Here is a 25,460-nt window from a genome sequence, read left to right as displayed (position 1 = left end):
GCGGCCTGCCCGTCCCTAGTCCTGTTTGCCTGACCTGTTCCGAGGCCCAATGACCCAGCCCGTCAAAACCCCCGCTCCGTCATACAAGCGTGTTCTGCTCAAGGTGTCAGGCGAGGCCCTGATGGGGAGCGGATCTTACGGCGTTGATCCGGCAACGGTTGACGCCATTGCGGTGGACGTGGCGGCCGTGGCGCGGACCGGGGTCGAGGTGTGCCTTGTCATCGGAGGTGGCAACATCTTCCGTGGGGTGGCGGCAGCAGCACGCGGCATGGACCGCGCGCAGGGCGATTACGCAGGCATGCTGGCCACCGTGATCAACGCGCTGCTCATGCAGAACTCGCTCGAGCGGCATGGCGTGCCCACGCGGGTCATGACGGCCATTCACATGTCCTCCATCGCCGAGCCCTATATCCGCCGCCGCGCCGTGCGGCACATGGAAAAGGGGCGTGTGGTGATCTTCGCCGCAGGCACGGGCAACCCGTTCTTCACCACCGATACGGGGGCCGCGCTGCGGGCGGCCGAGATGGAATGCGACGCCCTGTTCAAGGGCACGCAGGTCGATGGCGTATATTCCGCCGACCCGCGCAAGCATCCCGATGCCACGCGTTACGACACCCTGACCTATCGCGATGTGCTGGCCAATGACCTCAATGTCATGGATGCAGCCGCCATCAGCCTGGCGCGCGAGAACCGCCTGCCCATCGTGGTCTTCAACATTCACGGGCAGGAACCCTTCTCGCGCGTGATGCGGGGCGAGGGGCGTTTTACCACCATCGTGGCGGCGGACTGAAGCACGCCGTGCCCGGGGCGCAGGCCTGACGGGCGATGGATTGATTATTAGGAGGAGGGCCACAGTGTCTGTCGATCAGAAAAGTTTGCTGGCGGATCTGACCCGCCGCATGGACGGCGCCATCGAAAGCCTGCGCCGTGATTTCGCGGGCCTGCGGTCGGGCCGCGCCAGCCCGGCCCTGCTGGAGCCGGTGCGGGTTGAAGCCTATGGCGGCGAAGTGCCGCTGACCCAGGTCGGCTCCATTGCCGTGCCCGAGGCGCGCATGCTGACCGTGCAGGTCTGGGACCGTACGCTGGTGGGCGCTGTCGAGCGCGCGATCCGCGATGCGGGGCTGGGGCTGAACCCGGCGGCCGATGGCCAGACCGTGCGCGTGCCCATTCCGCAGCTGACGGAAGAACGCCGCAACGAACTGGCCCGCGCCGCTGGCAAATATGCCGAGAACGGCAAGATTGCCGTGCGTGGCGTGCGCCGCGATGGCATGGACCAGACCAAGAAGCTGGAGAAGGCAGGCGACATCAGCGAGGATGACGTAAAGACATGGTCTGACGCGATCCAGAAGCTGACGGACCAGTACGTCAGGCGCGTGGACGACCTGCTGGCTGAAAAAGAACGCGAGATCAAGCAGGTCTGACCCGTCCGTGCATCCTGCCCCCGCTCTCCCCACCCCCTATCGCGCATGACTAAGGAGGACGATCAGGTCTTGTCCGGGTCAGATCATCCGGTTGCAGGCGCTGCGTGCCTGCCCGAGCATGTTGCCATCATCATGGATGGCAACGGGCGCTGGGCCAACACGCGGGGGCTGCCGCTGCTTGCGGGCCATCGTGCCGGGGCGGAGGCGGTGCAGCGTACTGTTACGGTGGCCATCAAGCGGGGCGTGAAGTGGCTTACGCTTTATGCCTTTTCATCCGAAAACTGGCGGCGCACGCCCGGGGAGGTCGCTGACCTGACAGGGCTGCTGCGCTACTACCTGCGCCACAAGGTGGCCGAGCTGTCGCGCGAAGGCGTGCGGCTGCGCATCATCGGCGACCTGACGCGCTTCCCCCCTGACATTCAGGAAGAAGCGCGGCGCGCCGAGCAGGTGACCATGGGCAATGACCGGCTGGTGCTGGTTCTTGCACTCTCTTACGGCGGGCGGGCGGATATCGTGCAGGCGGCGGCCCGCATGGCGCAGGCCGTGGCGCGGGGCGATATCGCGGCTGACGAGATTGATGAATCCGTCTTTGCCAGCGCCCTGCTGACCGCGGGCATGCCGGACCCCGACCTGGTGGTGCGCACCAGTGGCGAGAGTCGGCTTTCGAACTTCCTGCTGTGGCAGTCGGCCTATGCTGAACTGGTTTTTCTCGACACGCCCTGGCCGGATTTTGACGAAGCGCATTTTGATACCGTGCTCGAGATCTATTCGCGGCGTGAAAGGCGATTCGGTGCAAGACCGGCGTGAAGGCGCTGTGGCCTCCGCCACGCCTGTAAAATCCGGTAACTGGAAAGACCTGCGCGCGCGCGTGCTGTCGGCTGCGGTGCTGATACCGTGCGCCGGGCTGTGCGTGTGGTATGGCGGCCTGCTTTATGGTGCGATGATCGTGCTGGCCATGGCGGGCATGGCGGCCGAATGGGCGCGGATGTTCGGCTTCGGGCGCGAGACGCGGCGCGGCCAGCTCTGCGTGGCATGGGCCGCCTGCATCGGTATTGCCGCTGTAGCCGGGCAGTGGTGGGGCGCGCTGCTGGTCATGGCGGCGGGTCTCGTTCTTGGCCCCGCACTCGGGGCGGGGCAGGTGGCCATTGGCTGTGCCGGGCTGTCGCTTCTGTGGCTGCGCACCATGAGCGACCCGGGGGCGGGCGTGGTCCTGTTTGTCGTATCCTGCGTGGCGCTGAGCGATACCGGGGCCTATATGACGGGCCGCCTGTTTGGCGGGCCCAGGCTGGCGCCGCGCATTTCACCCGCCAAGACCTGGTCCGGCTCCATCGGCGGCCTTGTGTGCGCGGTGCTGGGCGGCATGCTGATCGCAGGCCTCATGCCCGCGGCCCAGCCGGGCGTGCTGTGGCGCGGGGCGGTATTTGGCGGGGTGATCGCCCTTTCGGCCCAGGTGGGCGACCTGGCGGAAAGCGCGCTCAAGCGGGCGCGCGGCGTAAAGGATTCGGGCACCATCCTGCCCGGCCATGGCGGCCTGCTCGACCGTTTTGACGGGCTGCTGGTCGCGGCTCCCATGGCGGCCCTGCTGTCTTTGGGGGCGGCAGGGCGCGCGGCTTTCTGGTATGTGGGCCAGCACTGAAGTCATGGCCCCGGCCATGGGACGTTTTGGGGAATAAGGTTGCAATGAAGACAGTTTCCGTTCTGGGCAGTACGGGCAGCATTGGCTGCTCCACGGTAGACCTGCTGCTGCAGGCGCCCGGGCAGTTCAGCACAGGCGCGCTTGTGGGCGGCCGCAATGTGGCCAAGCTGGCCGAGCAGGCCCGTGCTCTGGGCGCGCGCCGCGCGGTCATTGCCGATGAAAGCCTGCTGCCGGAACTGGAAACCCTGCTGGCAGGCACGGATATCGAGACGGCTGGTGGCCGCAGCGCCGTGATCGAGGCGGCAAGCCTGCCGGTTGACTGGACCATGGCGGCCATTACAGGGGCAACCGGCCTTGAGCCCACGCTGGCGGCGGTGAAGAACGGCAATGCCGTGGCCCTTGCCAACAAGGAAGCACTGGTCTGCGCGGGCGATGTCATGCTCAAGGCCGTGGCCGATGCGGGAGCGACGCTGCTGCCGGTCGATTCCGAGCATAACGCCGTATTCCAGTCCATGGCCGACAAGCAGGCCGATGAGGTCGAGCAGATCATCCTCACCGCGTCGGGCGGCCCGTTCCGCCGCGCCACGCTGGAGGAAATGGAAAAAGCCCCGCTTGAAGCCGCGCTCAAGCACCCGACCTGGACCATGGGGGCCAAGATCACCATCGATTCCGCCACCATGTTCAACAAGGGGCTGGAACTGATCGAGGCTGCCCGCCTGTTCAACGTGACCGAGGACAGGCTCGGCGTGGTCGTGCATCCGCAATCGGTGGTGCATGGCATGGTGCAGTATACCGATGGCTCCATCGTGGCCCAGCTTGGCTCGGCCGACATGCGCATCCCCATTGCCCATACGCTGGCCTGGCCTAAGCGCATGCCCACCAACTCGCCCCGGCTCGACCTTGCGGCCCTGGCGCGGCTTGATTTTGAAGCGCCTGACGAGGTCCGCTTCCCCGCGCTGCGCCTTGCGCGCGAATCCCTGCGCGCGGGCGGCGCCATGCCCGCCATCCTGTCAGGGGCGAATGAAATTGCGGTCGAGGCCTTCCTCAAGCGTGAGATCGGCTTTCTCGATATTGCCCGCATCGTCGAGGACGTGATGCAGTCCATCGGGCCGCAGCGCGCGGATACGCTGGAAGAAGTCCTGCACTGGGATGGCGAGGCCCGTCGCGTCGCCCGCCTGCGTACTGCTGCTCGCGCGGCATGATGTGATTGTGGATGGTCACGGCGGCCATCGGGGGATAGCTTAGCATTCATGCATGATCTGATCCGGACCCTTCTGGCGTTCTCCCTTGTGTTGGGAGTGCTGGTCTTCATCCACGAACTTGGTCACTATCTTGCCGCCCGCTGGCGTGGCGTGCATGTCGAGGTGTTTTCGATCGGCTTCGGCCGCCCGCTGCTGCGCTGGCATGACAGCGTGGGTACGGAATGGCGGCTGTGTCCGGTGCCGCTTGGCGGCTACGTGCGCCCGCATGGATTCGAAGGCCCGGAAGACGCGACCGAGGAACAGAAGGCCGCATGGCAGCCCGGGCGCACCTTTCATGACAAGCCGGTCGGCTCGCGGGCCATCGTGATCCTGGCGGGGCCGGTCTTTAATTTCCTGCTTGCCATCGTGCTGTTTACCGGGCTGTTCGCCACGTCTGGCCAGCCCCATGTGCTCAATCAGGTTGATATGGTGGCGCCGGGAAGTTCGGCTGCGGCAGCCGGAGTGGAAAAGGGCGACGTGATTACGCGCGTGGGCGACCATGCGGTGCGTGACGCGACCGACCTGCGCAGCTTTGTAAGCGGCCTGCCGGACGTGGACACCACGCTGGGCATTCACCGCAATGGCGGTGACAGCACACTGCCCATCCATATCGGTAGCGTGACGGAAAAGGGCGGTACGCCGCACGGTCAGCTTGGCGTCGTCTTCGCGGTTGATATGGGCAGGCCGCAATCCCTGCCGGGCGCCTTTATCTCGGCGGTGAAGGAAACGTGGAACGTCTCGGTCCAGACGCTCGACGGGCTGTGGCAGATGATTACCGGCAAGCACAGCGCCAAGGATCTTGGCGGCCCGCTGCGCATTGCCCAGATGTCGGGGCAGGTAGCGCAGTACGGGGTGGCGAGCCTCGTTTCCTTCATGGCGCTGCTGTCAATCAACCTTGGGCTGATCAACCTGTTTCCGGTGCCGATTCTTGATGGCGGGCGGCTGGTATTTTATATTTTTGAGGCTATTCTGGGGCGACCGGTTTCGCGCCGGGTGCAGGAGGTCAGCTTTCAGGTTGGCTTTGCCCTTATTGCCGGACTGTTCCTGTTTTCAACATTTAACGATCTGTCACATTTTGGGCTGTTTCAGTGGCTCGCCTCGCGCGCTGGACACGGGTAAGGTGCACTGAGTGATACAAGTGCTTGCACATTGTGGTGTATATCGGATAGGTGCGCCACCAAGACTGATACATGACAGGAAGGGAGCCGGCCCTCCATCCGGTCTTAATGCATGGCTGATCCGCATGCCGAGTGGTGAGGAATAGCGATATTGTCGAGTAAACGTTCAGCGCTGCTTGCGTCTGTCTGCGTTGTGCCGCTGTTCTGGACCGCTGGCGCCTACGCACAGGATGAAGCGGCACAGAACACGCCATTCGGTGGAGAGGAAGCGCCAGGCGGCGGGGAAGACGCGCAGGCCCCGCAGGTCGAGGCGATCAAGCCTCCCCCGCTGGAGGACCCGATCGAGGCGGTTGACATCAAGGGCAACAGCCGGATCGAGACCAGCACCATCCTGTCCTACATGGTCGTGCAGCCCGGTGACCGGTTCAATCAGGATCTGCTCGACCGTTCTCTCAAGACTCTCTACGCCACCGGCCTGTTCCATGATGTAACGCTCAAGCGCGTGGGCAACGTGCTTGAAGTGCATGTGGTCGAGAATCCGATCGTCAATCGCATCGTGTTCGAGGGCAATCACGCCGCCAAGGATGAGGACCTGACCAAGGTCATCTCGCTGCGCCCGCGCGCGGTGTACTCACCGCAGGGCATCTCGGCCGACCGCCAGAAAATCCTGGCCGTCTATGCCGAGAAGGCGCGTTACGCCGCCACCGTCACCCCCCAGATCATCCGGCTCGCGCATAACCGGGTGGATGTGATCTTCCATATCAACGAAGCGCAGAAGACCCTGATCAAGAAGGTCACGTTCGTTGGCAACAAGTCGTTCAGCAGCGCGCAGCTCGCGGGCATCGTCTCGTCAAAGGAGACGGCGTGGTACCGCTTCTTTGCCTCAAGCGACCAGTACAACCCCGACCGCATCAAATATGATGCCGAGCTGCTGCATCGTTTCTACCTGAAGAACGGCTTTGTCGATTTCCAGGTCAAGAACGCCACGGGTGAACTCTCGCCGGATCGCAAGAGCTTCTACATCACCTATACGATGGAAGAAGGCCCGCGCTACCGCCTGAACAAGATGAGCGTGCAGTCTTCGCTGCGGCATGTCTCGGCGGATTCGATGAAGAAATACATCTCGCTCTTTCACGGGCAGTGGTACGACGGCAGCGCGATCCAGCATAACGCCACCAACATGCAGGAACTGCTGCAGGGCAAGGGTTACCCCTTCGCCATGGTGCATCCCGAAATTGCCCGCAACCCTGAAAAGCGCACCGTCAACCTGCTGTTCGACATCAGCGAAGGGCCGCGGATGTATGTCGAGCGCATCGACATCAACGGCAACACCATTACCGAGGACAAGGTGATCCGCCGCCAGTTGCCCATGGCCGAAGGCGACCCGTACACCCCGCTCGACCGCAAGTATTCCAAGATGATTCTTGAAGACCTCGGCTTCTTCAAGACCGTGTCGATCGACCAGACCCCGGGTTCCGCGCCGGACAAGGTCAACATCTCGGCAGACGTGGTGGAAAAGCCCACCGGCGAGTTCTCGCTCGGCGGCGGTTATTCAACCGATGCTGGCGTGCTCGGCAACCTTGGCCTCAAACAGCATAACCTGCTCGGCACCGGCATCGACGCCGGCTTTACCGGCACCGCCGCCTATTATGAAGACCAGGCCGACATCTCGCTGACCGACCCGTATTTCCTCAACCGCAACCTCGTGGCCGGTATCGACATCTTCGGCATGCAGAACCATTACATGACCTATCAGAGCTATTCTGAAGGCCGGTATGGCATCACGTTGCGCATGGGTTATTCCTACAACAACCACCTTTCGCAGTCGTGGAACTATACGCTGACCGACCGGCAGGTGGACGATACATGGTCGGATTCGTCGTATTACGTGCAGGATCAGTCCGGCTGGTCGCTGCTGTCGCAGCTGAGTACCACCCTGACATACGATACACGCGACCGGCGACAGCAGCCGCATAAAGGTTTCGTGGTACGTGTGGGCGGTGACTTCGCGGGTATTGGCGGCAACGAGCGCTATGTGCGTGGCAAGATCGATGCCGCCTACTATATTCCGCTCGACAGCCTGATGGGCAACCATGAATGGACCGTCAGCTTCCGTGGCGGCGCAGGCGAAATCGTGAACTGGGGTGGTGGTCGCAGCGACATCATCGATAACTTCTATCTTGGTGGTAACTCCCTGCGCGGCTTCATGGATGGTGGCGTCGGGCCGCGAAGCTACGCGATTCCCGCGCGTGACGGCAACCCGATGCATTCGCAGCAGGACTTCCTTGGTGGCCGGTTCATGTACACGGCCTCGGCGCAGGTGGACTTCCCCATTCCATTCGCTTCGGCCATGGGCATCAAGGGGCGTTACTTCGTGGATATGGGTGGCCTCGATGGCCTGCGCGTGCGCCGTCGCTACACCTCCATGAAGGACTGGCCGAAATATACGCCGGTCTATGACGATACGCTGACGCCTGTTGTCTCGACAGGCGTGGGCATTGCGTGGAAGAGTCCGTTCGGTCTCGTGAATATCGATCTGGGTGTTCCCCTGCACAAGGGAACCAATGACAGGACCCAGCTGCTCCGCTTCGGCTTCGGCCAACAATTCTGAGGTGATAATGTTGCGTAAATCCGGCATCCGTCTGCTTGCCGCAACCGCTCTGCTCGGGTGGGGATATCAGGCCGTATCGAGCGCCCATGCGCAGGGAACTGGCGGCAATGCCGGGTGGTTCGTGCCCAAGGCCTCGCAGCCAGCGGCCCGCGCCCCCCAGCATGAGGCGCCCCCCCCCATGCCGCTCGCCGCTGCCCCGGCTGATACCGAGGAGGCGCAGTCCCAGAATCCACCGATCCTGCCGTTGCCGCCCGTGCCCAAGGCGCCTGATGTGCCCAAGAGCGCGCCCCCGCCGGCACCGGTTATCGGCGTAATTAGCGTGCCGGAAGTGATGCGCCTGTCGAGTGCGGCCCAGCAGGCCGAGCGCGTGCTGGGCGCCCGGCGTGATGATCTCGCCCGCGAGGCGCAGAAGGAACAGGCTGGCTGGCGCGATGAGCAGCAGAAGCTCCAGGGCCAGGCGAAGACCATGGCGTCCGACCAGATCCAGGCCCAGGAGCGCAAGCTGCAGGAGCGGGTCATGGCGGCGCAGAAGGATTTCCGCAACCGCAACCGCGTGATCCAGGAGGCGGCCCAGGTGGCGCTTGGCCAGATCGAGCGCGAACTGGTCCAGATCATTCGCCAGGTGGCGGCCAGCCGCAGCATGAACCTTGTGCTGCACCGTGAGCAGGTGGCCCTGAGCCAGGAGCCTCTTGACGTTACGCAGCAGGTGGCAACCCAGCTTAACGCGGTGCTGCCCACCGTCTTCATTCCCGCAGCGGATGCCGACCCTGAAGTGCTGGCCAAATCAGGCACCATGCCCACCACGGCCGATGCCGACAGGCCCGCCCCGGCCGCCGCCGCGCCCGCCAAGCATTAAGGTTCGTTTCATGACAGTGACGCCGGACAACATACCGGGCGATCCACGTTTCTTTGTCACGCAGGGGCCGTTCGAGCTGGCTGATCTGGCCCGGTGCGGCGGGGTCGAACTGCGTGCGGCGAAGGATGGTGGCGAGGTGCGCCGGTTTACCGGCATAGCCCCGCTGCAATCCGCCACGCGCACGCAGGTCAGCTTTCTTGATAACCGGCGTTACCTGCCCCTGCTGGAAGGCACGGGCGCAGGTGCCGTGATCGTGGCTCCCGCCTTTGCGGACAAGGTGCCCGCGCATGCGGCGGTGCTGGTGTCGCGTGCGCCGTATCAGGCCTGGGCGCGCATTGCTACCCTGTTCTATCCCGCGCCGCCGGTTGTGCCGGGCATCCACCCTACCGCCGTGATCGGCGCGGGCTGCGAGATCGATCCCACCGCCGCGATTGGCGCGTTTGCCGTGCTCGGTGAGCGGGTGCGCGTGGGGGCGGGGGTGGATATCGGCACCCATGCCAGTATTGGCGCGGGTGTCGAGATCGGTGCGCGCTGCCGCATCGGCGCGCATGTCGCCATCTCGCATGCGCTGCTGGGTGAGCGGGTGACCCTGCTGCCTGGCGCGCGCATCGGGCAGGACGGGTTCGGCTTTGCCGTAACGCCCGAGGGTTTCGAGAACGTGCCGCAGCTTGGTCGTGTCATCCTGGAAGATGGCGTGGAGATCGGCGCCAATTCCACGGTGGATCGCGGGTCGATCCGTGATACCGTGATCGGCGCGGGCTCGCGCCTCGACAATCTGGTGCAGATTGGCCATAATGCGCGGCTGGGGCGCTGTTGTATCGTAGTGTCCCAGGCGGGAATTTCCGGTTCCACCGAACTGGGTGATTTCGTGACCGTCGCGGCGCAGGCCGGGCTGATCGGACATATCAAGATCGGTACCAAGGCCCGGATCGGGGCGCAGTGTGGTGTCATGTCCGATGTGGATGCCGGGGCCGATGTGATCGGCAGTCCGGCGATGCCTTTCCGGGAATTCTTCCGGAACGTGGCCTTTCTGCGTCGAATGGCCAGGAAAACGACGCAGGATGGCGGCGGGGAAAAGGCTGACAAGGCCTGATCGCCAGACGTCATCAGATATTCAACCGGTAGGAGGCGCCTGGCCCGTCTGGTGGCAGGTTTTCCCTCCTTACCGAACAAGTGGTTGGACGACGTGGATAAAGAAGTAGAGGCACTGCCAGCGGACGCAAAGCCCGCGACCCTGGAATCGATTGACATCATGCGGATCATGGAAGCGATTCCCCATCGCTATCCGTTCCTGCTGATTGACCGCATGGTCGATATCGTGCTGGGGCAGTCGGCGGTTGGCATCAAGAATGTCACGGTCAACGAGCCGCATTTCCAGGGGCATTTTCCTGCCCGCCCCGTCATGCCGGGTGTGCTCATCATCGAGGCGATGGCCCAGACCGCAGCAACCCTTGTGGTGCTGACGCTCGGGCAGGCCTTTGAGGGCAAGCTGGTCTATTTCATGACCATTGATGGTGCAAAGTTCCGCCGCCCCGTAGGCCCGGGCGACCAGCTGCACATTCATGTGGAGAAGGAACGCAGCCGCGCCAATGTCTGGAAGTTCAAGGGCGTTGCGCGCGTTGATGGCGTGTCCGTTGCCGAGGCAACGTTCAGCGCCATGATCATGGGGTAATCCCGCAGGGAACGGGCCGCTGCGCGCCTGCGCGGCTCCGGTTTCCAAGGCCATAGTTACTTGCGGGGATGGAGGCTATTCTGGCAGGAAGTTCATCTAACGGTACCCAACTGGATGAACGGCGTGACAAAGCGCCTGAAATCCATCCGTCATCCATTGTTTCCAGCCGGGCGCGCATTGGCAGCGGGGTCCGGATCGGGCCGTGGTGCACGGTCGGGCCTGATGTCGAGATTGGCGATAATGCCCAACTGATCTCGCATGTGGTGATTGACGGCCATACCACGCTGGGTGAAGGAGTGGTGTGCTACCCGTTCACCACCGTGGGCATGGCGCCCCAGGACCTGAAATACAGGGGCGAGCCGACCGCATGCGTGGTGGGGCCGCGCACCATCATCCGTGAAAACGTAACCATTCATCGCGGCACGGCCACCGGCACGGGCGTCACCCGTATCGGGGCGGACTGTCTTATCATGGCCAACTCCCATGTGGCGCATGACTGCACGCTCGGGCGCGGCGTCATCATCGTCAACAACGTGGTCATGGGTGGTCATGTTACGATTGGCGATGATGCCCGCATCATGGGGGCGGCAGCGCTGCACCAGTTCGTGCGCATCGGCCATGCGGCCCTTGTGGGCGGCGTGTGTGGCGTGGAAGCCGACGTGATCCCGTATGGCAGCGTGCTGGGCAACCGGGCGCGGCTGGTGGGGCTGCACTGGATCTGGCTGCGGCGCAACGGCGTGCAGCCTGATGAGATCCGGCGCATGCGCCAGGCCTTCCGCGGTCTGTACCCCAAGGCGGCTCATGCCACCGGCACCGTGTTCCAGACGCGGCTCGAGCATGTGCGCCAGGCTTATGCCGATGATGCGCGCGTGGTTGAAATTCTCGATTTTATCGCAGCCCCCAGCCATCGCGGGCTTGTACGCGTGCAGGGCGGCGACATGATCGAGAGCGATGGCGCCTGAGCAAGAAGCCGGTCGGCTTGCGGGGCAGTGTGTCGGCATCCTTGCCGGTGGCGGCCCGTTGCCCGGCCAGGTGGCCCGTGCGGTAACGCAGGCCGGGGGACAGGTATTTATCGTGGGTTTTCAGGGGTTTGCCGAGCCGGATGTGATCGGCTCCTGGCCCCACCGCATGATCCGCCTTGCCGCGGCGGGTGAAATCCTGTCCGCCCTGCATGAACACGGCTGCCGCGACCTGGTGCTGATCGGCCCGGTGCGGCGGCCCTCCCTTGTCAATCTACGGCCTGACGCCACGGGTGCCCGCATTCTCGCGCGCATCGGCAAGGCCCTGTTCGCGGGGGATGACGGCCTGCTCGGCGCGATCGTGCGGGTGCTGGGCGAGGAAGGCTTCACCATTCGCGGCGCGCATGAATATCTTGCCGGTTCCATAGCCCGTCAGGGCGCGATGGGGCGGCATATGCCCGACAAGGTCGCCCTGGCTGACATGGAACTCGGCCGCCGGGTGGTGCGCCAGTTGGGCGTGCTCGATATCGGGCAGGGCTGCGTGGTGCAGGGGGGGCTGGTGCTGGCGGTCGAGGCGCTCGAAGGCACCGACCGCATGCTCGGGCGCGTGGGCGCGTTGCGGCAACCCGACCGACCCGGTGGCGTTCTGGTCAAAATGGCCAAGCCCGGCCAGGAGCGCCGCGCCGACCTGCCCACCATCGGGCCGCGCACGGTGTCTGGCGCGGTCGCGGCAGGGCTGCGTGGCATTGCCATCGAGGCCGGGGCCACGCTCATGACCGATCCCGCCGCCTGCATCGCCATGGCGGACGAGGCCGGACTGTTCCTGACCGGCTTTGCGGGCGGGGACGTAAAAACAACCTGAAGGGACAAACGCCAGTGGGAACCTACCTCCATACCATGGTGCGCGTGCGCGACCTCGAGGCAAGCCTTGCCTTCTATCAGTTGCTGGGCATGCAGGAACTGCGGCGCAAGGTCGTGCCGGAAGGCAAATACACCCTCGTGTTCATTGGCTATGGCGACAATGCCTCGGGCCAGGCTGAAATCGAGCTGACCTATAACTGGGGTCAGGATGACGGCTATGACGTGGGCACCGGTTTCGGCCATTTTGCGCTGGGCGTGCCGGATGTGAAGGCGCTGGTGGAGAAAGTGCGCGCGGGCGGCGGCAAGGTCACGCGCGAGCCGGGGCCGGTCAAATTCGGCACCACCTTCATCGCCTTTGTGGAAGACCCGGACGGCTACAAGATCGAACTGATCGAAAAGCACGCCGCCTGATTTCCCTCAGGGCTGGCGCGCGGGCAGCAGGCGGCGCATGGCGCTGAGTTCCTTTGTGGTGGCCTCGAGCGCCGCGATGATGTCATGCGCGGCGGCCCGGATGCGCTCATCCTTGCTCAGGGCCAGCGAATCCGCCCGCAGCATGGCGGGAGAGAGGTGACCACGAATGTCGTGGATGTGCCGCCTGAGCGCTTCGGTCATGGCGGCGGCGGAGTCGGGGGTTGGGCTGGGCATGGAAATCATCCGGTTCGGGCTCAAAGGGCGGGCAGCATTGACGTTGCCCGAAAGCGGCAGTATAAGGCGCCGCTCGGGTCTTGTGCATGGTGCGGGGCCTGGTGGAATTTATTCCGTAACCTGTCTGTCATTGTCAATCTGGGAGTGCCGTTGTGAAGCGCACGTATCAACCCTCGAAGCTGGTCCGCAAGCGTCGCCACGGCTTCCGTTCGCGTATGGAAACCGTTGGTGGCCGCAAGATTGTTGCAAACCGTCGCAGCAAGGGCCGCAAGCGTCTTTCTGCCTGAGGCAGGTGACGTCTTTAACGTTACGGGCTTCCAGGAGTCCGCAACGATGAATGTCTCTACAAAGGGGCGGCTTGAAGTGGCCGATCAGTCCACGCGTCTTAAAAAACGCGCCGAGTTCCTGCGGGTCGCGGCCAAAGGCCGCAAGGCCCCCATGCCGGGGCTGGTGCTGCAGGCGCTTGAACGCGGTGATGCGGATGCCGCCCGTTTTGGTTTTACCGTTACCAAAAAAGTAGGTAATTCCGTTGTGCGCAACCGCGTGCGGCGGCGCCTGCGCGAGGTGGTGCGGATTCTGGGCCGCGAGCAGGCGCTTGAGGGCGTCGATATCGTGGTCATAGGCCGTTCCGGCACGCGGGGGCGGCGGTTCGAGTCGCTTCTGGCCGATTACCGCAAGGCCCTGAGCAAGGCCGGGGTGAAGGAAGGATCGTGAGCACGTCTTCCATCAGCCTGCCTGCCCATGTGCTGCGCGCGATGATTCGCGCATATCAACTGGTGATCCGCCCCATCTGGGGCGCGCATTGCCGTTTCTCTCCTTCATGCAGTCATTATGCGCGTGACGCGATTGCCCTTCATGGGGCAGGGCGTGGCAGCGTGCTGGCCGGGTGGCGCATCCTGCGCTGCAACCCGTGGAATGCGGGCGGTCACGACCCTGTTCCCGGCACGGCCTGCGGCTGTGGCATGCAAAACAGTAAAAGTCTGGCGGGTCGCTGATGGATATCAAGCGTTTTATGGTGGCAACGGCACTGTCTGCCGTGGTGCTGGTCGGTTTCGAATATTTCCTGCCACAGCAGAACCATAAGACGGTCGAGCAGCAGGCTCCCGCGCCCGCGCCGGTAACGGCTGCCGCCGATGGCGCGGCCAGCCCGGCTGCCGAACCGGCGGCGAAGCCTGACGCGCCTGACCCGCGGGTTACGATTGATGCCGGCCGGGTGGGCGGTTCGCTTGACCTGCGTGGCGCGCGGCTCGATGACCTCGTGCTCAAGAATTACCATGAAACCGTCAAGGACGGCAGCCCGCTGGTGCGCGTGCTCGAGCCGCGTGGCGAAGAGCAGCCCAACCTTGTCGAGGTTGGCTGGACCAATGTCAGCGGTGGCCAGGTGCGCGTGCCCGACGCCAATACGATATGGACTGCCGACCATGAAAAGCTGACCGAGGCGCAGCCCGTAACCCTGAGCTGGGATAACGGCCAGGGGCAGGTGTTCCAGATCGCCATCGCCATTGACCAGAACTACATGTTCTCGGTGACGCAGAAGGTGGTCAACCATGGTGGAGAGGGGGTTTCCCTCTATCCGTTCTCACGCGTGGAGCGCGGCTACACGCCGGTCGAGACCGGTGGCTACCTGGTGCATGAGGGGCCGATTTCCGTCATTGACCACAGGCTTGATGAAAGCTCCTACAAGTCGCTGCGCAAGGGGGCGGTGCCGCCGGGCAACATCGCGTGGTCCAAGTCCGGCCAGGGTGGCTGGGCTGGCATTACCGACAAATACTGGCTGGCTGCCGTCATTCCGCAGCAGGATAGCGATGTGGCGGCCAACTACGCCTTCCTCTCGCAGGGCGGGGACAAGGGCATCTATGATGTCGGCTTTACCGCGCGTGCGCCGCTTGTTGTGGCGGCAGGCGGCGAGGCCAGCACCGAGAGCCATGTCTTTGCCGGTGCGAAGGAAGTGCCGCTGCTGGAGAAATACGAGGCCAGCCTGCATATCCCCGATTTCTGGAAAGCGGTTGATTTTGGCTGGTTTGCGTTCCTGACGCGCCCCATCTTCACGGTGCTGGACTGGCTGAACACCATGCTGGGCAATTTTGGCCTGGCCCTGATGGCGTTCACCCTGCTGGTCAAGGCGCTGTTCTTCCCGCTGGCCACCAAGCAGTTCCATTCCATGGGCAAGATGCGCCAGCTCCAGCCCAAGATCAAAGCCCTGCGCGAGCGCTATAAGGACGACCAGATGGCGCTCAACCAGCAGATGATCGGGCTGTACAAGCAGGAAGGCGTGAACCCCGCCAGCGGCTGCCTGCCCATGCTGTTGCAGATCCCCGTGTTCTGGTGCCTGTACAAGGATCTGTACGTGACCATCGAGATGCGTCATGCCCCGTTCTTTGGCTGGATCCATGACCTGTCGGCGTTTGACCCGACAAACATCTTCACCCTGTTCGGGCTGATCCCGTGGGATCCTGCGGTCATCTCGCCCATGCTCCAGCTTGGCCTGTGGCCGATGGCGTTCGGCCTGACCATGTTCATCCAGCAGAAGCTGAACCCCGCGCCTTCCGTTGATCCGGCGCAGCAGAAGATGTTCCAGTTCATGCCGATCATCTTCACCTTCTTCATGGCGCGCCAGCCCGCGGGCCTCGTGATCTACTATTGCTGGAACAACCTGCTGACCATGCTGCAGCAGACCGTGATCCAGCGCCGCATGAACACGAAGGCCGCCGCGACCAGCCAGCCCAAGCTTCCCGCCGGGAAGAAGTGAGCGCAGGGACCAACATGGTGGATTTTTCGACCCCAGCCCCCACGCCAGAGGAAATGGAACGCGACCGTGAGATCGGTCGCGTGCTGTTTGCCGGTGAATTCAACTTCGTGTTCGGCGCGCAGAAGCTCGGGCAACTGCCCGACCCGATCCTGCCCGAGATCGCGTTTGCCGGCCGCTCCAACGTGGGCAAGTCCAGCCTCATCAACGCGCTGACCGGGCGGCGGGCGCTGGCGCGCGCCTCGTCCGAGCCGGGGCGGACCAAGCAGCTCAACTTCTTTGAACTTGCCGACCGCCTCACGCTCGTTGACATGCCGGGCTACGGCTTCGCCAAGGCGGCGAAGGCGGTGAAGGAAGACTGGCAGGGCATGATGTTCTCCTACCTGCGCGGCAGGCCCACGCTGCGCCGCGTGGTGCTGCTGCTTGACAGCCGGGTGGAACTCAAGGCCAGCGACGAAGAAATCATGAAGATGCTGGACCGTGCGGCCGTGACCTTTCAGGTCGTGCTGACCAAGTGCGACGTGCCCAAGCCGCCCGCGCTGGAAGCCAAGCTGCGCGCTGTGGGCGAGATCGTGCGCGCGCATGCAGCCGCCTTCCCCGATGTGCTGGCCACGAGCAGCACGACCGGGGCCGGGATTGAGGAACTGCGGGCCGAACTCGCCCGCCTGGCCAACCCGGTCTAGGCCGCATGCGGGCCTGCTTCCGCGCTGACAGGGCGGGGGTAATGGATATGAAGCAGTCAGGAGCGAAGGAACCGTTCGGATGACAGGAACAGGATCGGCTGATCGGGACGCACAGGCACGCGCCGGGGTTCTGGCCAGGGCGCTGCCTTATCTGCGGCGCTATGCGGGTGATACGGTCGTGGTGAAATATGGCGGCAGTGCCATGGTCGACACCACGCTCTCCACTGCGTTCGGCCATGACATCGCCCTGCTCAAGCAGGTGGGGGTCAATCCGGTCGTGGTGCATGGCGGTGGCCCGCAGATCAGCGCCATGCTCAGGCGCCTGCAGATCGAATCCACCTTCATCGATGGCCTGCGCGTGACCGATGCCGCCATGATCGACGTGATCGAGATGGTGCTTGGTGGCAAGGTGAACAAGCAGGTGGCGGGCCTCATCAACCGCGCCGGTGCGCTGGCCGTGGGCATTTCGGGGCTGGATGGCGGGCTGATTACCGCGCGCAGGCTTCAGCGCCGCGCGCGTGAAAATGGTGTGGAAACCGACCGCCTGCTCGACCTTGGCTTTGTGGGCGAGCCCGAGCGCATCGACCCGCGCGTGATCTATGCGCTGTCGGGCTCGGGGCTGATTCCGGTCATTGCCCCCATTGGCAGCAGTGCGAATGGCGAGACCTACAACATCAATGCCGATACGGCTGCCGGCGCCATCGCGGGCGCGGTCAATGCCAGCCGCCTGCTGATGCTGACCGACGTGCCGGGCGTGCTCGATGGCGATGGCAAACTGATCCCCGAACTCACCGCCGAGGACGCCCGCAGGGGCATTGCCAGCGGCATGATCTCGGGCGGCATGATCCCCAAGGTGGAAACCTGCCTCGAGGCCGTGCGGGCCGGCGCCAAGGCCGCGGTCATTCTCGATGGCCGGGTGCAGCATGCCTGCCTGCTCGAGCTCTTTACCGAGGCCGGGCCCGGAACCCTTATTCGCAGCACATGATGTGCGATGCCACGCGGGCTGGAGGGCTGGGGGGGTGCGTTGACATTCCCCCTGATCCTCCGCATGGTCCGCTGGCAAATTAATACAGGTTTGCGGCCATCACAGGCCGGAAAAACCAGCCCAGACAGGATTTTGCAGATATGACCGATACATCCCTCCAGAGCCAGATCGAGGCCCTGTGGGAGCGTCGCGAGACGCTGTCCACCACCACGACAGGCGCCGACCGTGATGCCGTTGAAGCCGCCCTCCTGGCGCTGGATTCGGGCAAGCTGCGCGTGGCCACGCCGGGCGCTGGCGGCTGGGTGGTGAATGAATGGCTCAAGAAGGCGGTTCTGCTGTCCTTCCGCCTCAATGACAACCGCCTGGTTGAAGGCGGTGGCGCGGGCGCGCCAAGCTATGACAAGGTGCCGCTGAAGTTCGCCGGCTGGGATCAGGCCGCCTTTGCCGCCGCCGGTTTCCGCGCGGTGCCCGGCTCCGTCGTGCGCCGTTCGGCTTATATCGCGCCGGGTGTTGTGCTGATGCCGAGCTTCGTCAATGCCGGTGCGTATGTCGATAGCGGCACGATGGTCGATACGTGGGTCACGATCGGCAGCTGCGCGCAGATTGGCAAGAACTGCCACATCAGCGGTGGCGTGGGCATTGGCGGCGTGCTCGAGCCGCTGCAGGCTGCTCCCGTCATCATCGAGGATGGCTGCTTCATTGGCGCGCGGTCGGAAGTGGCCGAGGGCGTTGTGGTCGAGCGCGGCAGCGTGCTGTCCATGGGCGTGTTCCTTGGCGCGTCGACCAAGATCGTGGACCGCGCTACGGGCGAGGTCTTCATGGGCCGGGTTCCGGCTTACTCGGTGGTGGTGCCCGGCACCCTGCCGCCGCGCCAGGCCACCTCGACCGATGGCAAGCCGCTGCCGTCGCTGGACTGCGCCGTGATCGTCAAGCGCGTGGACGAGCGTACCCGCTCCAAGACCTCGATCAACGAACTGCTGCGCGGCTGATCGGCAACGGAGACACAACCTGATGGCGGATGATGGAATGGCTGGTTTGGAACACGACCCCGGTGGCGTTGTCGCCCTGGCGCGCGAACTGATCCGCTGCCCTTCCATCACGCCTGATGACGGGTGTGGCATCAATGCGCTCGCCGCCGTGCTCGAGGGCATCGGTTTCAGCGTGACCCTGCTGCCCTTTGGCGAGGGGGCGGCCCGCACCCCCAACCTGTTCGCCCGCCTTGGCGCGGGGCAGCCGCATCTGTGCTTCGCGGGCCATACGGATGTGGTGCCGGTGGGGGATGCCACCTGGGCGCATGACCCCTTCGGCGGGGAAATACACGACGGCATCCTGTTCGGTCGCGGCGCGTGTGACATGAAGGGTGGCATTGCCGCCTTTGTCGCCGCCGTGCGCCTGTACCTGCAAAAGACGCCCGAGCCACAGGGCACGATCAGCCTGCTGATTACGGGCGATGAGGAAGGTCCGGCCACCAACGGCACCGTGCGCGTGCTGGAGTGGATGCAGGCCAACGGGCAGATCCCCGATTTCTGCCTTGTGGGCGAGCCCACCAATCCGGGCGAGATGGGCGAGGTCATCAAGATCGGGCGGCGCGGCAGCCTCAACGCCTGCATTACCGTTCACGGCACGCAGGGGCATGTGGCCTACCCGCACCGGGCGGATAACCCCATCCACCGGCTGCTTCCGCTGCTTGGTGAACTGACGGCGGCCCCGCTTGATGCGGGCAGCGAATGGTTCGAGCCCTCAAGCCTGCAGGTCACCAGCCTTGACGTGGGCAATACGGCCACCAATGTCATACCGGCACGGGCGCAGGCGCGGCTCAACATCCGTTTCAACGACCTGCATACCGGCGCCGACCTGGCAGGCTGGATCCGCACGGTGGCGGCGCGGCATGCGCCCGGGGCCGACGTGGCCATTGCCATCAGCGGGGAATCCTTCCTCACCAGTCCCGATGCTCAGGTCGAGGCCCTGCGCCGGGCCGTGCGCGCGGTGACGGGCCATGTGCCCAGACTTGATACGGGGGGCGGCACGTCTGACGCCCGCTTCATCAGCCGCTACTGCCCGGTGGCCGAGTTCGGTCTTGTCGGGGCCAGCATGCACAAGGTGGATGAGCATGTGGCGCTCGCCGACCTGAAGCAGTTGGCGGCGATCTATTCTGGTTTTCTTGAAAAGGTAATGGGCTAATGTCCGATCGCGGCCCCTCTCCAACCCCGAACGCATCAGGGTTTGGCGGTATTCTCAAAGGCATGATGCTGCTGGGACGGGGGCGCGCGGAAGGGATCGCCTATTTTGGTAATACGCGCGATTCCGTACTGGCTGCCCTCGCACCCCGGTTGGCGATGTGGCTGGTGCTCGGCGGCCTGACGCTGGGCGCGGCGCCGCAGGCCATCAGCGGCGTCAAGGTGCTGTTCGCGCTGTGCCTGATCCTGCTGCCTGCGGTTGTGACCAATGCACTGGCCCGCCACTGGAAGCGTGAAGGCCTGTGGATGCGCTATATCACCGCAACATGGTGGACGGACTGGCTCACCCTGTTCGTCGGCCTTATGGTGGCGCTGCTCATGGCGATCGCCTCGCCTAGGCTGCTGCAGTCGGCCACGGGGGCGGGCATTCTCAACGGTGTGGAGTTTGGCTACAGCCTGTGGCTGACGTGGTACGTCGCCCGTGTGGGGCTGCTGCTGCGGCGTGGGCAGGCCATGGTGCTGGTCATCGCCATTCTGGGCAGCCTCGGGCTGCTGGTGGCTGCGACGGGGCTGCTGTCTCCCCATCAGCGGGCATGGCATGAATTTCTCTACCCGCTTATGGTCCAGCAGACACAGCCGCAGCCGCATTAAGGGCTGCCTGTTTTAAAGAGGCAGTGCCCGGAGGCCATTATCGTTTTCATCAATAATTTGTTTTCAAACAGTTTGTCGGTCAATAAAGCGCAGATTTCAATCGATCCGTAGCGTATGCTCGCCCCCTTGCGTCCATGTGTTTCAAGCCAGGTTCAGGATTGCCAAAATGGGCACGAAAAAAGCTTCTGACGGTTATGGATCATTAAATTATTTCATCATAATTGCTGTTTTTTGCGTTTTCTGCCGATTTTCGTCCTTCGGTAATCCGCTGATTAATGTGGATGAAGGGTTTTACTTATTTGTTGGCGGCGACATGCTGCATGGGGCCATCCCCTTTGTGGATGTATGGGACAGGAAGCCCCTGGGCCTGTTCATCATCTACGCCTTTTTTCATCTGTTCGCCCCCTACCAGCTCTGGGCCTATCAGCTTGGCGCGCTGCTCAGCGTATGCCTGACCGCCATCGTGGTCATGAAGATGGCGCGGTGCGTTGCATCGGCAACGGGGGCGCTGTTTGCGGCCCTGCTCTATGTGGCCTGGCTGGACCTTGCAGGCGGGCAGGGGGGGCAGTCACCTGTATTCTATAACCTGCTGGTGGGGTGCGCGATGCTGAACATCGTCAGGCTCATCCGCGCGGAAACGCTCACGCAGGCCGAGATCATCAAAAGAGGCAGCATGGCCATGCTGCTGTTTGGCCTGTCCCTGCAGATCAAGTACACAACGGTTTTTGAAGGCTGCTTCGCGGGCCTTTTTTTGGGATATATCCTGAAGCGGCACCGGATTTCGTGGCCTGACACGGGTCGAGACCTGACACTTTTCGCCACCATTGCCCTGCTGCCCACCGTGGTGGTGGGGGGCACATACTGGCTGTGCGGTTATGGCAGCCAGTGGTGGTTTGCCAATATCATATCCATATTTTACCGCACCAAGGAACCGCCAGCCATTCTGGCGCATAATTTCAGGAATATTGCGCTTCTGATCGGCCCGCTATTGCTGAATATTGTGCTACAGATGTTCCTGTGCCGGAACCGGACTGCCGTGCAGCGTAAATGTGCCTTCTTTTTCAATGCCTGGTCGGTCTGCGCGGTGATCGGGGTGTTTCTGATCGGGGAATGGTTCAACCATTATGCCATCCCTGCCTTTCTGCCGCTTTCCATTGCTTCTGCTACCCTGTTCACCAGTTCTGTCGGCCGGGTCTGGCTCATGGTGCTTCTGGCGGCAGGCACGGTGGCAGGGCAGGTCATGGTTCTTGAAAACCAGAAGCGCTATGGCAATGCCCGGACGTTTCATAATATTATGGATGTCATTTCAAAAGAAAAAGGCTGTCTGTTCATTTATAACGGATCAGCAATATTTTACGATTTCCTGCCGCCATGCAGGCTGACGGATCATCCTTTTCCCGGTCATTTCCATTCTGTTGTTGAAAACAGGGCAACCGGCATGGACCCGGCTACGGAAATCAGGAAAGTGCTGCGCCAGAACCCCACCTACATCATGGCCTATGCGCCCCCGGCAGCTGATGAGAACGAGGCGGTCCGGGCCATTCTATATGACCGGATCAGGCAGGCCTATACCGAGGCGTATCGTGAGCGGCAGGGCAAAGGCTTTCTGGTCCTGTACAGGCTTGACGCCCCGGCCGGGCGCGAGCAGCCCTGAAAGCATAAAGACGTCATTTATTAAAAAAAGACAGCACCCGGAAACGCGGATTGTCTTGCAGCAGCCACCTATCGGCTGAAGGGATTATCCTCATACCCCACCGCCGTCAGGCACAGCCCGTCTGGCGGGGCGGTGGGGCCTGCGGCGCGGCGGTCGCGGGCGGCAAGGGCCTCGGCAACCCGCTCTGGCTCCCAGCGGCCTTCGCCCACCATTTTCAGCGTGCCGACCATGTTGCGCACCTGATGGTGCAGGAAGGAACGGGCCGCGGTTTCCACCACCACGTATTCGCCCTCGCGGCGTACATCAAGCCGTTCGAGCGAGCGCACGGGGCTGCGCGCCTGGCAGGCGGAAGCGCGGAAGGACGTGAAGTCATGCCGCCCGAGCAGGCAGCGCCCCGCGCGCTGCATGATGTCCACATCGAGCGGGGCCTTGATGTGCCACACCCGCCCCTCATCAAGGGCCGGGCGCGCCGAACGGTTGAGGATACGGTAGCGATAGGCACGTGCGCAGGCGGAAAAACGGGCATTCCAGTTTGGCAGCACCGGGCGCGCCATGAGCACCACCACCGGGTGGGGTTTCATGTAGAAATTAAGCCCGTCGCGCACCGTCGCACTCGACAGTGTGACATCGGCGGGAAAATCCAGATGCGCGACCTGTCCGGCCGCATGCACGCCCGCATCGGTGCGGCCTGCGGTAATGCTGCGCACCGTGCGGCCACCGGTCAGGTTCCGCGCGGCCCCTTCCAGCAGACCCTGTACGGATACGAGTTCCTCCGATGACTGGCGCTGCCAGCCGACAAGGCCCTGCCCGTCATATTCGAGCAGCACGGCCCAGCGGCAGACGGAAGGCGGGGCGATGTCATCAGGGCGGATCGTGGGGATGGCGGGGAGCGGGGGCGTGGTTTCGGTCATTGGAGGGTTACGCCACGCCCAGTCGCGTGCCAGCTTCCACGGTCTGCCCGCGCAGGAAGTCGGCCGCCTCCATCATGCCCCGGCCGGGGCGCTGCAGGCGCGTAACAAGCAGGGTCGTGCCCCCGCCGCAGGCCACGCGCAGCCCGTCATCCACCACCGTGCCGGGCGTGGCCTGCGCGTTGCCCTGCGTCAGGCTCACGGCCCCGATCTTGATGACCTGCCCGTCCAGCGTGGTGAATGTGCCGGGCCAGGGGGTCAGTGCGCGGACCTGCCGGTCGATTTCAGCGGCGGGACGGGTCCAGTCGATGCGACCGTCCTCACGGCTCAGGCGCTGCACATAGGTCACGCCGCTCTCGGGCTGGGGCGTGCCGGGGTGGGGCGGCTGCGCCAGCACGTCCACGATCAGGCGGCCGCCCATCGCGGCAAGGTCATCATGCAGGGTGGTGGCCGTGGTGTGGTCGGTCAGCGCCACATGGTCGCGTAGCAGCATGGCCCCGGTGTCCAGCCCGGCATCCATCTGCATGATGGTCACGCCGCTTTCACTGTCACCGGCTAAAATGGCGGCCTGGATGGGAGCGGCCCCGCGCCAGCGCGGCAGCAGGCTGGCATGGATGTTCAGGCAGCCGCGGGCAGGGGCGTCGAGCATCTCCACGGGCAGGATCAGCCCGTAGGCGGCCACCACTGCCGCATCGAGCTTGAGGTCACGGAAAACCGCGTGTTCTTCTGCATTGCGCCGCAGCGACAGGGGCGTGCGCACGGGAATGCCGAGTGCATCAGCCGCAAGGTGCACCGGCGAGGGGCGCAGCTTCCTGCCACGGCCTGCGGGCCGGGGGGGCTGGCTGTAGACGGTAACAATGTCATGCCCGGCCTGATGCAGGGCGCGCAGGGCGGGCACTGCAAAATCGGGCGTGCCCATGAAGGCCAGTCGCATATCGGGTGGGTCCGTTCTGTCTGGGCTGGAACCCTTGGCGGGACAGGTCGGGTTCCGGCGGCGGTGATCCGCGCTGCGCACTCAGTGCTTGAGGCGCTGTTCCTTGGCCAGGCGGCGCATGATCATGTTGCGCTTGAGGGTGGAAAGATGATCGACGAACAGGATGCCCTCAAGGTGGTCGATCTCATGCTGCAGGCAGGTGGCCAGCAGACCATTGGCCTCCAGCTCGTGCTTTTTGCCTTCCATGTCCTGATAGCGCACGCGCACGGCCTCGGGCCGGATGACCTCGGCATACTGGTTGGGCAGCGACAGGCAGCCTTCCTCGCGCACGGCCATGTCCTCGGTCTCGGCGATCACCTCGGGGTTGATCAGCACGAGCGGGTTACGGGCCTCGTCCTTGTCGGACACGTCCACAATGGCGAAGCGCATACCAAGCCCCACCTGGGGCGCGGCCAGCCCGATGCCGGGGGCTGCGTACATGGCGGCGAACATGCGGGGGATGGTGGTGCGCAGGTCGTCCATGTCCTCGGGGCGGACAAGGCGGGTTTTCTGGCGCAGGACCGCCTGGGGCGCGACCAGGATCGGCATGGGGGTCGCCTGAGCGATGACATCATGATCAATCATAGATCGCCATTTAGCGTTTCCGCCCGCGTGATACCAGTGGTGATGCAGGCAAAATGCGCATGCACGGTGCAGGCTGCTCCCTTGTGCATTTCTATTATTCTCCCATATCGTAGGGGAACGGAGGGCGGATGCTGTTTCGGGTCCGCTTTTTTTCGTTTCCTGTCTCGCTCACAGCAGAGGAGGCCGATTTGTCGGGAAGAGTTTTCGGGTCGCCCATGTTTCTTGGGTTCGACCATCTGGAGCAGATGCTTGAACGGGCATCAAAGAATGCCTCGGACGGGTATCCGCCCTACAACATAGAGCAGGTCAGCCCCACCACGCTGCGCATTACGCTCGCGGTGGCGGGGTTCGTGATGGAAGACCTGCACATAACGCAGGAAGACAACCAGCTTGTCATCCGCGGCCGCCAGAGCGACGATGGACAGGGGCGTATTTTCCTGCATCGTGGTATTGCGGCGCGGCAGTTCCAGAAGGCGTTCGTCCTGGCCGAGGGAATCGAGGTTGGCGGCGCGTGGATGGATAACGGGCTGCTGCATATCGAACTCGCCCGCCCGCAGCCAGAAGTGCGCGTGCGCAAGATCGAGATTGCCCGCGCCCCCTCGGTCACGTCCCCATCCTCGCATGATCGTGTTGCGCCGGTGGTTGATGTGCCTGCCGGGCGCAAGCAACGTGTTGTCAGGGTGATTGACGAGGACTGATCCCCGCATGGCCAGGCCCCCTGTTCGCCATGCGGAGACGAAGGGAAACGGACCCTTCATGATGCAGGAGATGACGCCATGAGAGTCACGACACGCAATGGCCGGGTGCTGCTGCACAGCGAACCGGCAGAGCCCACAACAGGCCCCCACATGATCAGCACGGGCGAACTGCGCGGGCTGGGCATGGAAGCGGTTGCCTATATCCGCGCGGTGCAGGTCGAGGGCGAGGACGCCTTCGCCATCCATGCCGCTGATGGCACGCCGCTTGCTGTAGCCGAGGACCGCGATGATGCGGTCAATGCAATCGTCCAGCACGACATGATGCTGGTGCCGCTGCACTAGCATCATGTGCTCAAAATAACACAGGACCCTGTCCCCAT

Annotated in this window: 29 protein-coding genes; 25 read left to right on the top strand and 4 right to left on the bottom strand. The window is 63.8% G+C overall.

Going from position 1 to position 25,460, the window contains the following annotated elements; translation table 11 throughout:
* The first annotated feature begins 49 nt into the window (after window positions 1-49).
* The 13 genes from pyrH (at window position 50) to gloA (ending at window position 12,786) form a co-directional block, all read left to right on the top strand.
* Window positions 50-790, top strand: a complete 741-nt coding sequence (gene pyrH, locus CDI09_RS02250; RefSeq protein ID WP_078526615.1) for a UMP kinase — start codon at window positions 50-52, stop codon at window positions 788-790.
* A gap of 64 nt (window positions 791-854) precedes the next feature.
* Window positions 855-1,421 (top strand): ribosome recycling factor, encoded by a 567-nt coding sequence (gene frr, locus CDI09_RS02245; protein ID WP_078526617.1) that lies wholly within the window; start codon window positions 855-857, stop codon window positions 1,419-1,421.
* 132 nt (window positions 1,422-1,553) lie between these two features.
* Window positions 1,554-2,228, top strand: coding sequence for a polyprenyl diphosphate synthase (gene uppS / locus CDI09_RS02240; RefSeq protein WP_236944687.1), 675 nt, complete (start codon window positions 1,554-1,556; stop codon window positions 2,226-2,228).
* Entirely contained in the window at window positions 2,212-3,057 is an 846-nt protein-coding gene (locus tag CDI09_RS02235) for a phosphatidate cytidylyltransferase (RefSeq protein WP_078526621.1), read from the top strand. The genes uppS and CDI09_RS02235 overlap by 17 nt, the downstream gene beginning before the upstream one ends.
* A gap of 44 nt (window positions 3,058-3,101) precedes the next feature.
* Entirely contained in the window at window positions 3,102-4,259 is a 1,158-nt protein-coding gene (gene dxr, locus CDI09_RS02230; protein WP_078526623.1) for a 1-deoxy-D-xylulose-5-phosphate reductoisomerase, read from the top strand.
* A 48-nt stretch (window positions 4,260-4,307) separates the two neighbouring features.
* Window positions 4,308-5,417: an RIP metalloprotease RseP gene (gene rseP, locus CDI09_RS02225; protein ID WP_078526625.1), complete on the top strand. Its 1,110-nt coding sequence runs from the start codon at window positions 4,308-4,310 to the stop codon at window positions 5,415-5,417.
* Between the two features lie 192 nt (window positions 5,418-5,609).
* The gene (bamA, locus tag CDI09_RS02220) at window positions 5,610-8,027 is read left to right on the top strand and encodes an outer membrane protein assembly factor BamA (RefSeq protein WP_078526627.1); all 2,418 of its coding nucleotides are present in this window, start codon (window positions 5,610-5,612) and stop codon (window positions 8,025-8,027) included.
* 7 nt (window positions 8,028-8,034) lie between these two features.
* The gene (locus CDI09_RS02215; RefSeq protein ID WP_078526629.1) at window positions 8,035-8,883 is read left to right on the top strand and encodes an OmpH family outer membrane protein; all 849 of its coding nucleotides are present in this window, start codon (window positions 8,035-8,037) and stop codon (window positions 8,881-8,883) included.
* A gap of 10 nt (window positions 8,884-8,893) precedes the next feature.
* Complete coding sequence (gene lpxD, locus CDI09_RS02210; protein ID WP_236944491.1) at window positions 8,894-9,976, top strand: UDP-3-O-(3-hydroxymyristoyl)glucosamine N-acyltransferase; 1,083 nt, start codon at window positions 8,894-8,896, stop codon at window positions 9,974-9,976.
* A 93-nt stretch (window positions 9,977-10,069) separates the two neighbouring features.
* Entirely contained in the window at window positions 10,070-10,555 is a 486-nt protein-coding gene (gene fabZ / locus CDI09_RS02205; protein ID WP_078528062.1) for a 3-hydroxyacyl-ACP dehydratase FabZ, read from the top strand.
* Window positions 10,556-10,665: 110 nt separating this feature from the next.
* On the top strand, window positions 10,666-11,517 hold the full coding sequence (gene lpxA / locus CDI09_RS02200) for an acyl-ACP--UDP-N-acetylglucosamine O-acyltransferase (protein ID WP_110571170.1): 852 nt from the start codon (window positions 10,666-10,668) through the stop codon (window positions 11,515-11,517).
* Complete coding sequence (locus CDI09_RS02195) at window positions 11,507-12,376, top strand: LpxI family protein (protein WP_078526633.1); 870 nt, start codon at window positions 11,507-11,509, stop codon at window positions 12,374-12,376. Before lpxA ends, CDI09_RS02195 begins: the two co-directional genes overlap by 11 nt.
* Window positions 12,377-12,390: 14 nt before the next feature.
* A complete protein-coding gene (gloA, locus tag CDI09_RS02190; RefSeq protein WP_078526635.1) occupies window positions 12,391-12,786 on the top strand; it encodes a lactoylglutathione lyase in 396 nt (131 codons plus the stop codon).
* Window positions 12,787-12,792: 6 nt separating this feature from the next.
* Here the strand turns inward: gloA and CDI09_RS02185 are convergent, their stop codons facing one another.
* Window positions 12,793-13,020: a hypothetical protein gene (locus tag CDI09_RS02185; RefSeq protein ID WP_078526637.1), complete on the bottom strand. Its 228-nt coding sequence runs from the start codon at window positions 13,018-13,020 to the stop codon at window positions 12,793-12,795.
* Between the two features lie 152 nt (window positions 13,021-13,172).
* Between CDI09_RS02185 and rpmH the strand changes: the two genes are divergently transcribed.
* The 10 genes from rpmH (at window position 13,173) to CDI09_RS02135 (ending at window position 21,916) form a co-directional block, all read left to right on the top strand.
* Complete coding sequence (gene rpmH, locus CDI09_RS02180; RefSeq protein WP_078526639.1) at window positions 13,173-13,307, top strand: 50S ribosomal protein L34; 135 nt, start codon at window positions 13,173-13,175, stop codon at window positions 13,305-13,307.
* A gap of 76 nt (window positions 13,308-13,383) precedes the next feature.
* The gene (rnpA, locus tag CDI09_RS02175) at window positions 13,384-13,734 is read left to right on the top strand and encodes a ribonuclease P protein component (RefSeq protein WP_061271552.1); all 351 of its coding nucleotides are present in this window, start codon (window positions 13,384-13,386) and stop codon (window positions 13,732-13,734) included.
* Complete coding sequence (yidD, locus tag CDI09_RS02170; protein WP_110566655.1) at window positions 13,731-14,015, top strand: membrane protein insertion efficiency factor YidD; 285 nt, start codon at window positions 13,731-13,733, stop codon at window positions 14,013-14,015. Before rnpA ends, yidD begins: the two co-directional genes overlap by 4 nt.
* Window positions 14,015-15,769, top strand: coding sequence for a membrane protein insertase YidC (gene yidC, locus CDI09_RS02165; RefSeq protein ID WP_078526643.1), 1,755 nt, complete (start codon window positions 14,015-14,017; stop codon window positions 15,767-15,769). The genes yidD and yidC overlap by 1 nt, the downstream gene beginning before the upstream one ends.
* A gap of 14 nt (window positions 15,770-15,783) precedes the next feature.
* A complete protein-coding gene (gene yihA, locus CDI09_RS02160; RefSeq protein WP_078526645.1) occupies window positions 15,784-16,449 on the top strand; it encodes a ribosome biogenesis GTP-binding protein YihA/YsxC in 666 nt (221 codons plus the stop codon).
* A gap of 79 nt (window positions 16,450-16,528) precedes the next feature.
* Window positions 16,529-17,434, top strand: a complete 906-nt coding sequence (gene argB, locus CDI09_RS02155; RefSeq protein WP_078526647.1) for an acetylglutamate kinase — start codon at window positions 16,529-16,531, stop codon at window positions 17,432-17,434.
* A 140-nt stretch (window positions 17,435-17,574) separates the two neighbouring features.
* Window positions 17,575-18,423, top strand: coding sequence for a 2,3,4,5-tetrahydropyridine-2,6-dicarboxylate N-succinyltransferase (gene dapD, locus CDI09_RS02150; RefSeq protein ID WP_078526649.1), 849 nt, complete (start codon window positions 17,575-17,577; stop codon window positions 18,421-18,423).
* A gap of 37 nt (window positions 18,424-18,460) precedes the next feature.
* Window positions 18,461-19,615, top strand: a complete 1,155-nt coding sequence (dapE, locus tag CDI09_RS02145; protein WP_078528066.1) for a succinyl-diaminopimelate desuccinylase — start codon at window positions 18,461-18,463, stop codon at window positions 19,613-19,615.
* Window positions 19,615-20,262: a hypothetical protein gene (locus CDI09_RS02140; protein ID WP_205836602.1), complete on the top strand. Its 648-nt coding sequence runs from the start codon at window positions 19,615-19,617 to the stop codon at window positions 20,260-20,262. The genes dapE and CDI09_RS02140 overlap by 1 nt, the downstream gene beginning before the upstream one ends.
* Before the next feature lie 313 nt (window positions 20,263-20,575).
* Complete coding sequence (locus CDI09_RS02135) at window positions 20,576-21,916, top strand: glycosyltransferase family 39 protein (RefSeq protein ID WP_167370216.1); 1,341 nt, start codon at window positions 20,576-20,578, stop codon at window positions 21,914-21,916.
* A gap of 68 nt (window positions 21,917-21,984) precedes the next feature.
* Here the strand turns inward: CDI09_RS02135 and truA are convergent, their stop codons facing one another.
* The 3 genes from truA to def all read right to left on the bottom strand — a co-directional run bounded on the left by truA (window position 21,985) and on the right by def (window position 24,382).
* Window positions 21,985-22,827, bottom strand: coding sequence for a tRNA pseudouridine(38-40) synthase TruA (gene truA / locus CDI09_RS02130; RefSeq protein ID WP_078526655.1), 843 nt, complete (start codon window positions 22,825-22,827; stop codon window positions 21,985-21,987).
* A gap of 7 nt (window positions 22,828-22,834) precedes the next feature.
* Entirely contained in the window at window positions 22,835-23,758 is a 924-nt protein-coding gene (gene fmt, locus CDI09_RS02125; protein ID WP_078526657.1) for a methionyl-tRNA formyltransferase, read from the bottom strand.
* An 81-nt stretch (window positions 23,759-23,839) separates the two neighbouring features.
* On the bottom strand, window positions 23,840-24,382 hold the full coding sequence (def, locus tag CDI09_RS02120; RefSeq protein ID WP_078526659.1) for a peptide deformylase: 543 nt from the start codon (window positions 24,380-24,382) through the stop codon (window positions 23,840-23,842).
* Window positions 24,383-24,597: 215 nt separating this feature from the next.
* On the opposite strand from def, the gene CDI09_RS02115 reads away from it, so the two are divergent.
* Together CDI09_RS02115 and CDI09_RS02110 are read left to right on the top strand one after the other, a co-directional pair.
* Window positions 24,598-25,080, top strand: coding sequence for an Hsp20 family protein (locus tag CDI09_RS02115; protein WP_078526661.1), 483 nt, complete (start codon window positions 24,598-24,600; stop codon window positions 25,078-25,080).
* A gap of 78 nt (window positions 25,081-25,158) precedes the next feature.
* Window positions 25,159-25,422, top strand: coding sequence for a DUF1150 family protein (locus tag CDI09_RS02110; protein WP_078526663.1), 264 nt, complete (start codon window positions 25,159-25,161; stop codon window positions 25,420-25,422).
* Window positions 25,423-25,460: the final 38 nt, after the last annotated feature.

It is taken from the genome of Komagataeibacter nataicola, assembly GCF_003207795.1.
GTDB classification, from domain to species: Bacteria; Pseudomonadota; Alphaproteobacteria; order Acetobacterales; family Acetobacteraceae; genus Komagataeibacter; species Komagataeibacter nataicola.
Note: the sequence above shows the minus strand (reverse complement) of the source record. Positions and strands in the feature narration are given on the sequence as shown.

Bases quoted from the DNA above. Each gene is read 5' to 3' on its own strand.
- fmt (WP_078526657.1), bottom strand. From the start codon at position 23,758: ATGCGACTGGCCTTCATGGGCACGCCCGATTTTGCAGTGCCCGCCCTG.
- CDI09_RS02195 (WP_078526633.1), top strand. From the start codon at position 11,507: ATGGCGCCTGAGCAAGAAGCCGGTCGGCTTGCGGGGCAGTGTGTCGGC.
- uppS (WP_236944687.1), top strand. From the start codon at position 1,554: ATGGATGGCAACGGGCGCTGGGCCAACACGCGGGGGCTGCCGCTGCTT.
- argB (WP_078526647.1), top strand. From the start codon at position 16,529: ATGACAGGAACAGGATCGGCTGATCGGGACGCACAGGCACGCGCCGGG.
- yidC (WP_078526643.1), top strand. From the start codon at position 14,015: ATGGATATCAAGCGTTTTATGGTGGCAACGGCACTGTCTGCCGTGGTG.
- dapE (WP_078528066.1), top strand. From the start codon at position 18,461: ATGGCTGGTTTGGAACACGACCCCGGTGGCGTTGTCGCCCTGGCGCGC.
- CDI09_RS02135 (WP_167370216.1), top strand. From the start codon at position 20,576: ATGCTGCATGGGGCCATCCCCTTTGTGGATGTATGGGACAGGAAGCCC.
- def (WP_078526659.1), bottom strand. From the start codon at position 24,382: ATGATTGATCATGATGTCATCGCTCAGGCGACCCCCATGCCGATCCTG.
- CDI09_RS02140 (WP_205836602.1), top strand. From the start codon at position 19,615: ATGTCCGATCGCGGCCCCTCTCCAACCCCGAACGCATCAGGGTTTGGC.
- CDI09_RS02115 (WP_078526661.1), top strand. From the start codon at position 24,598: ATGTTTCTTGGGTTCGACCATCTGGAGCAGATGCTTGAACGGGCATCA.
- dapD (WP_078526649.1), top strand. From the start codon at position 17,575: ATGACCGATACATCCCTCCAGAGCCAGATCGAGGCCCTGTGGGAGCGT.
- dxr (WP_078526623.1), top strand. From the start codon at position 3,102: ATGAAGACAGTTTCCGTTCTGGGCAGTACGGGCAGCATTGGCTGCTCC.
- CDI09_RS02215 (WP_078526629.1), top strand. From the start codon at position 8,035: ATGTTGCGTAAATCCGGCATCCGTCTGCTTGCCGCAACCGCTCTGCTC.
- lpxD (WP_236944491.1), top strand. From the start codon at position 8,894: ATGACAGTGACGCCGGACAACATACCGGGCGATCCACGTTTCTTTGTC.
- CDI09_RS02110 (WP_078526663.1), top strand. From the start codon at position 25,159: ATGAGAGTCACGACACGCAATGGCCGGGTGCTGCTGCACAGCGAACCG.
- CDI09_RS02185 (WP_078526637.1), bottom strand. From the start codon at position 13,020: ATGCCCAGCCCAACCCCCGACTCCGCCGCCGCCATGACCGAAGCGCTC.
- pyrH (WP_078526615.1), top strand. From the start codon at position 50: ATGACCCAGCCCGTCAAAACCCCCGCTCCGTCATACAAGCGTGTTCTG.
- yihA (WP_078526645.1), top strand. From the start codon at position 15,784: ATGGTGGATTTTTCGACCCCAGCCCCCACGCCAGAGGAAATGGAACGC.
- rseP (WP_078526625.1), top strand. From the start codon at position 4,308: ATGCATGATCTGATCCGGACCCTTCTGGCGTTCTCCCTTGTGTTGGGA.
- truA (WP_078526655.1), bottom strand. From the start codon at position 22,827: ATGACCGAAACCACGCCCCCGCTCCCCGCCATCCCCACGATCCGCCCT.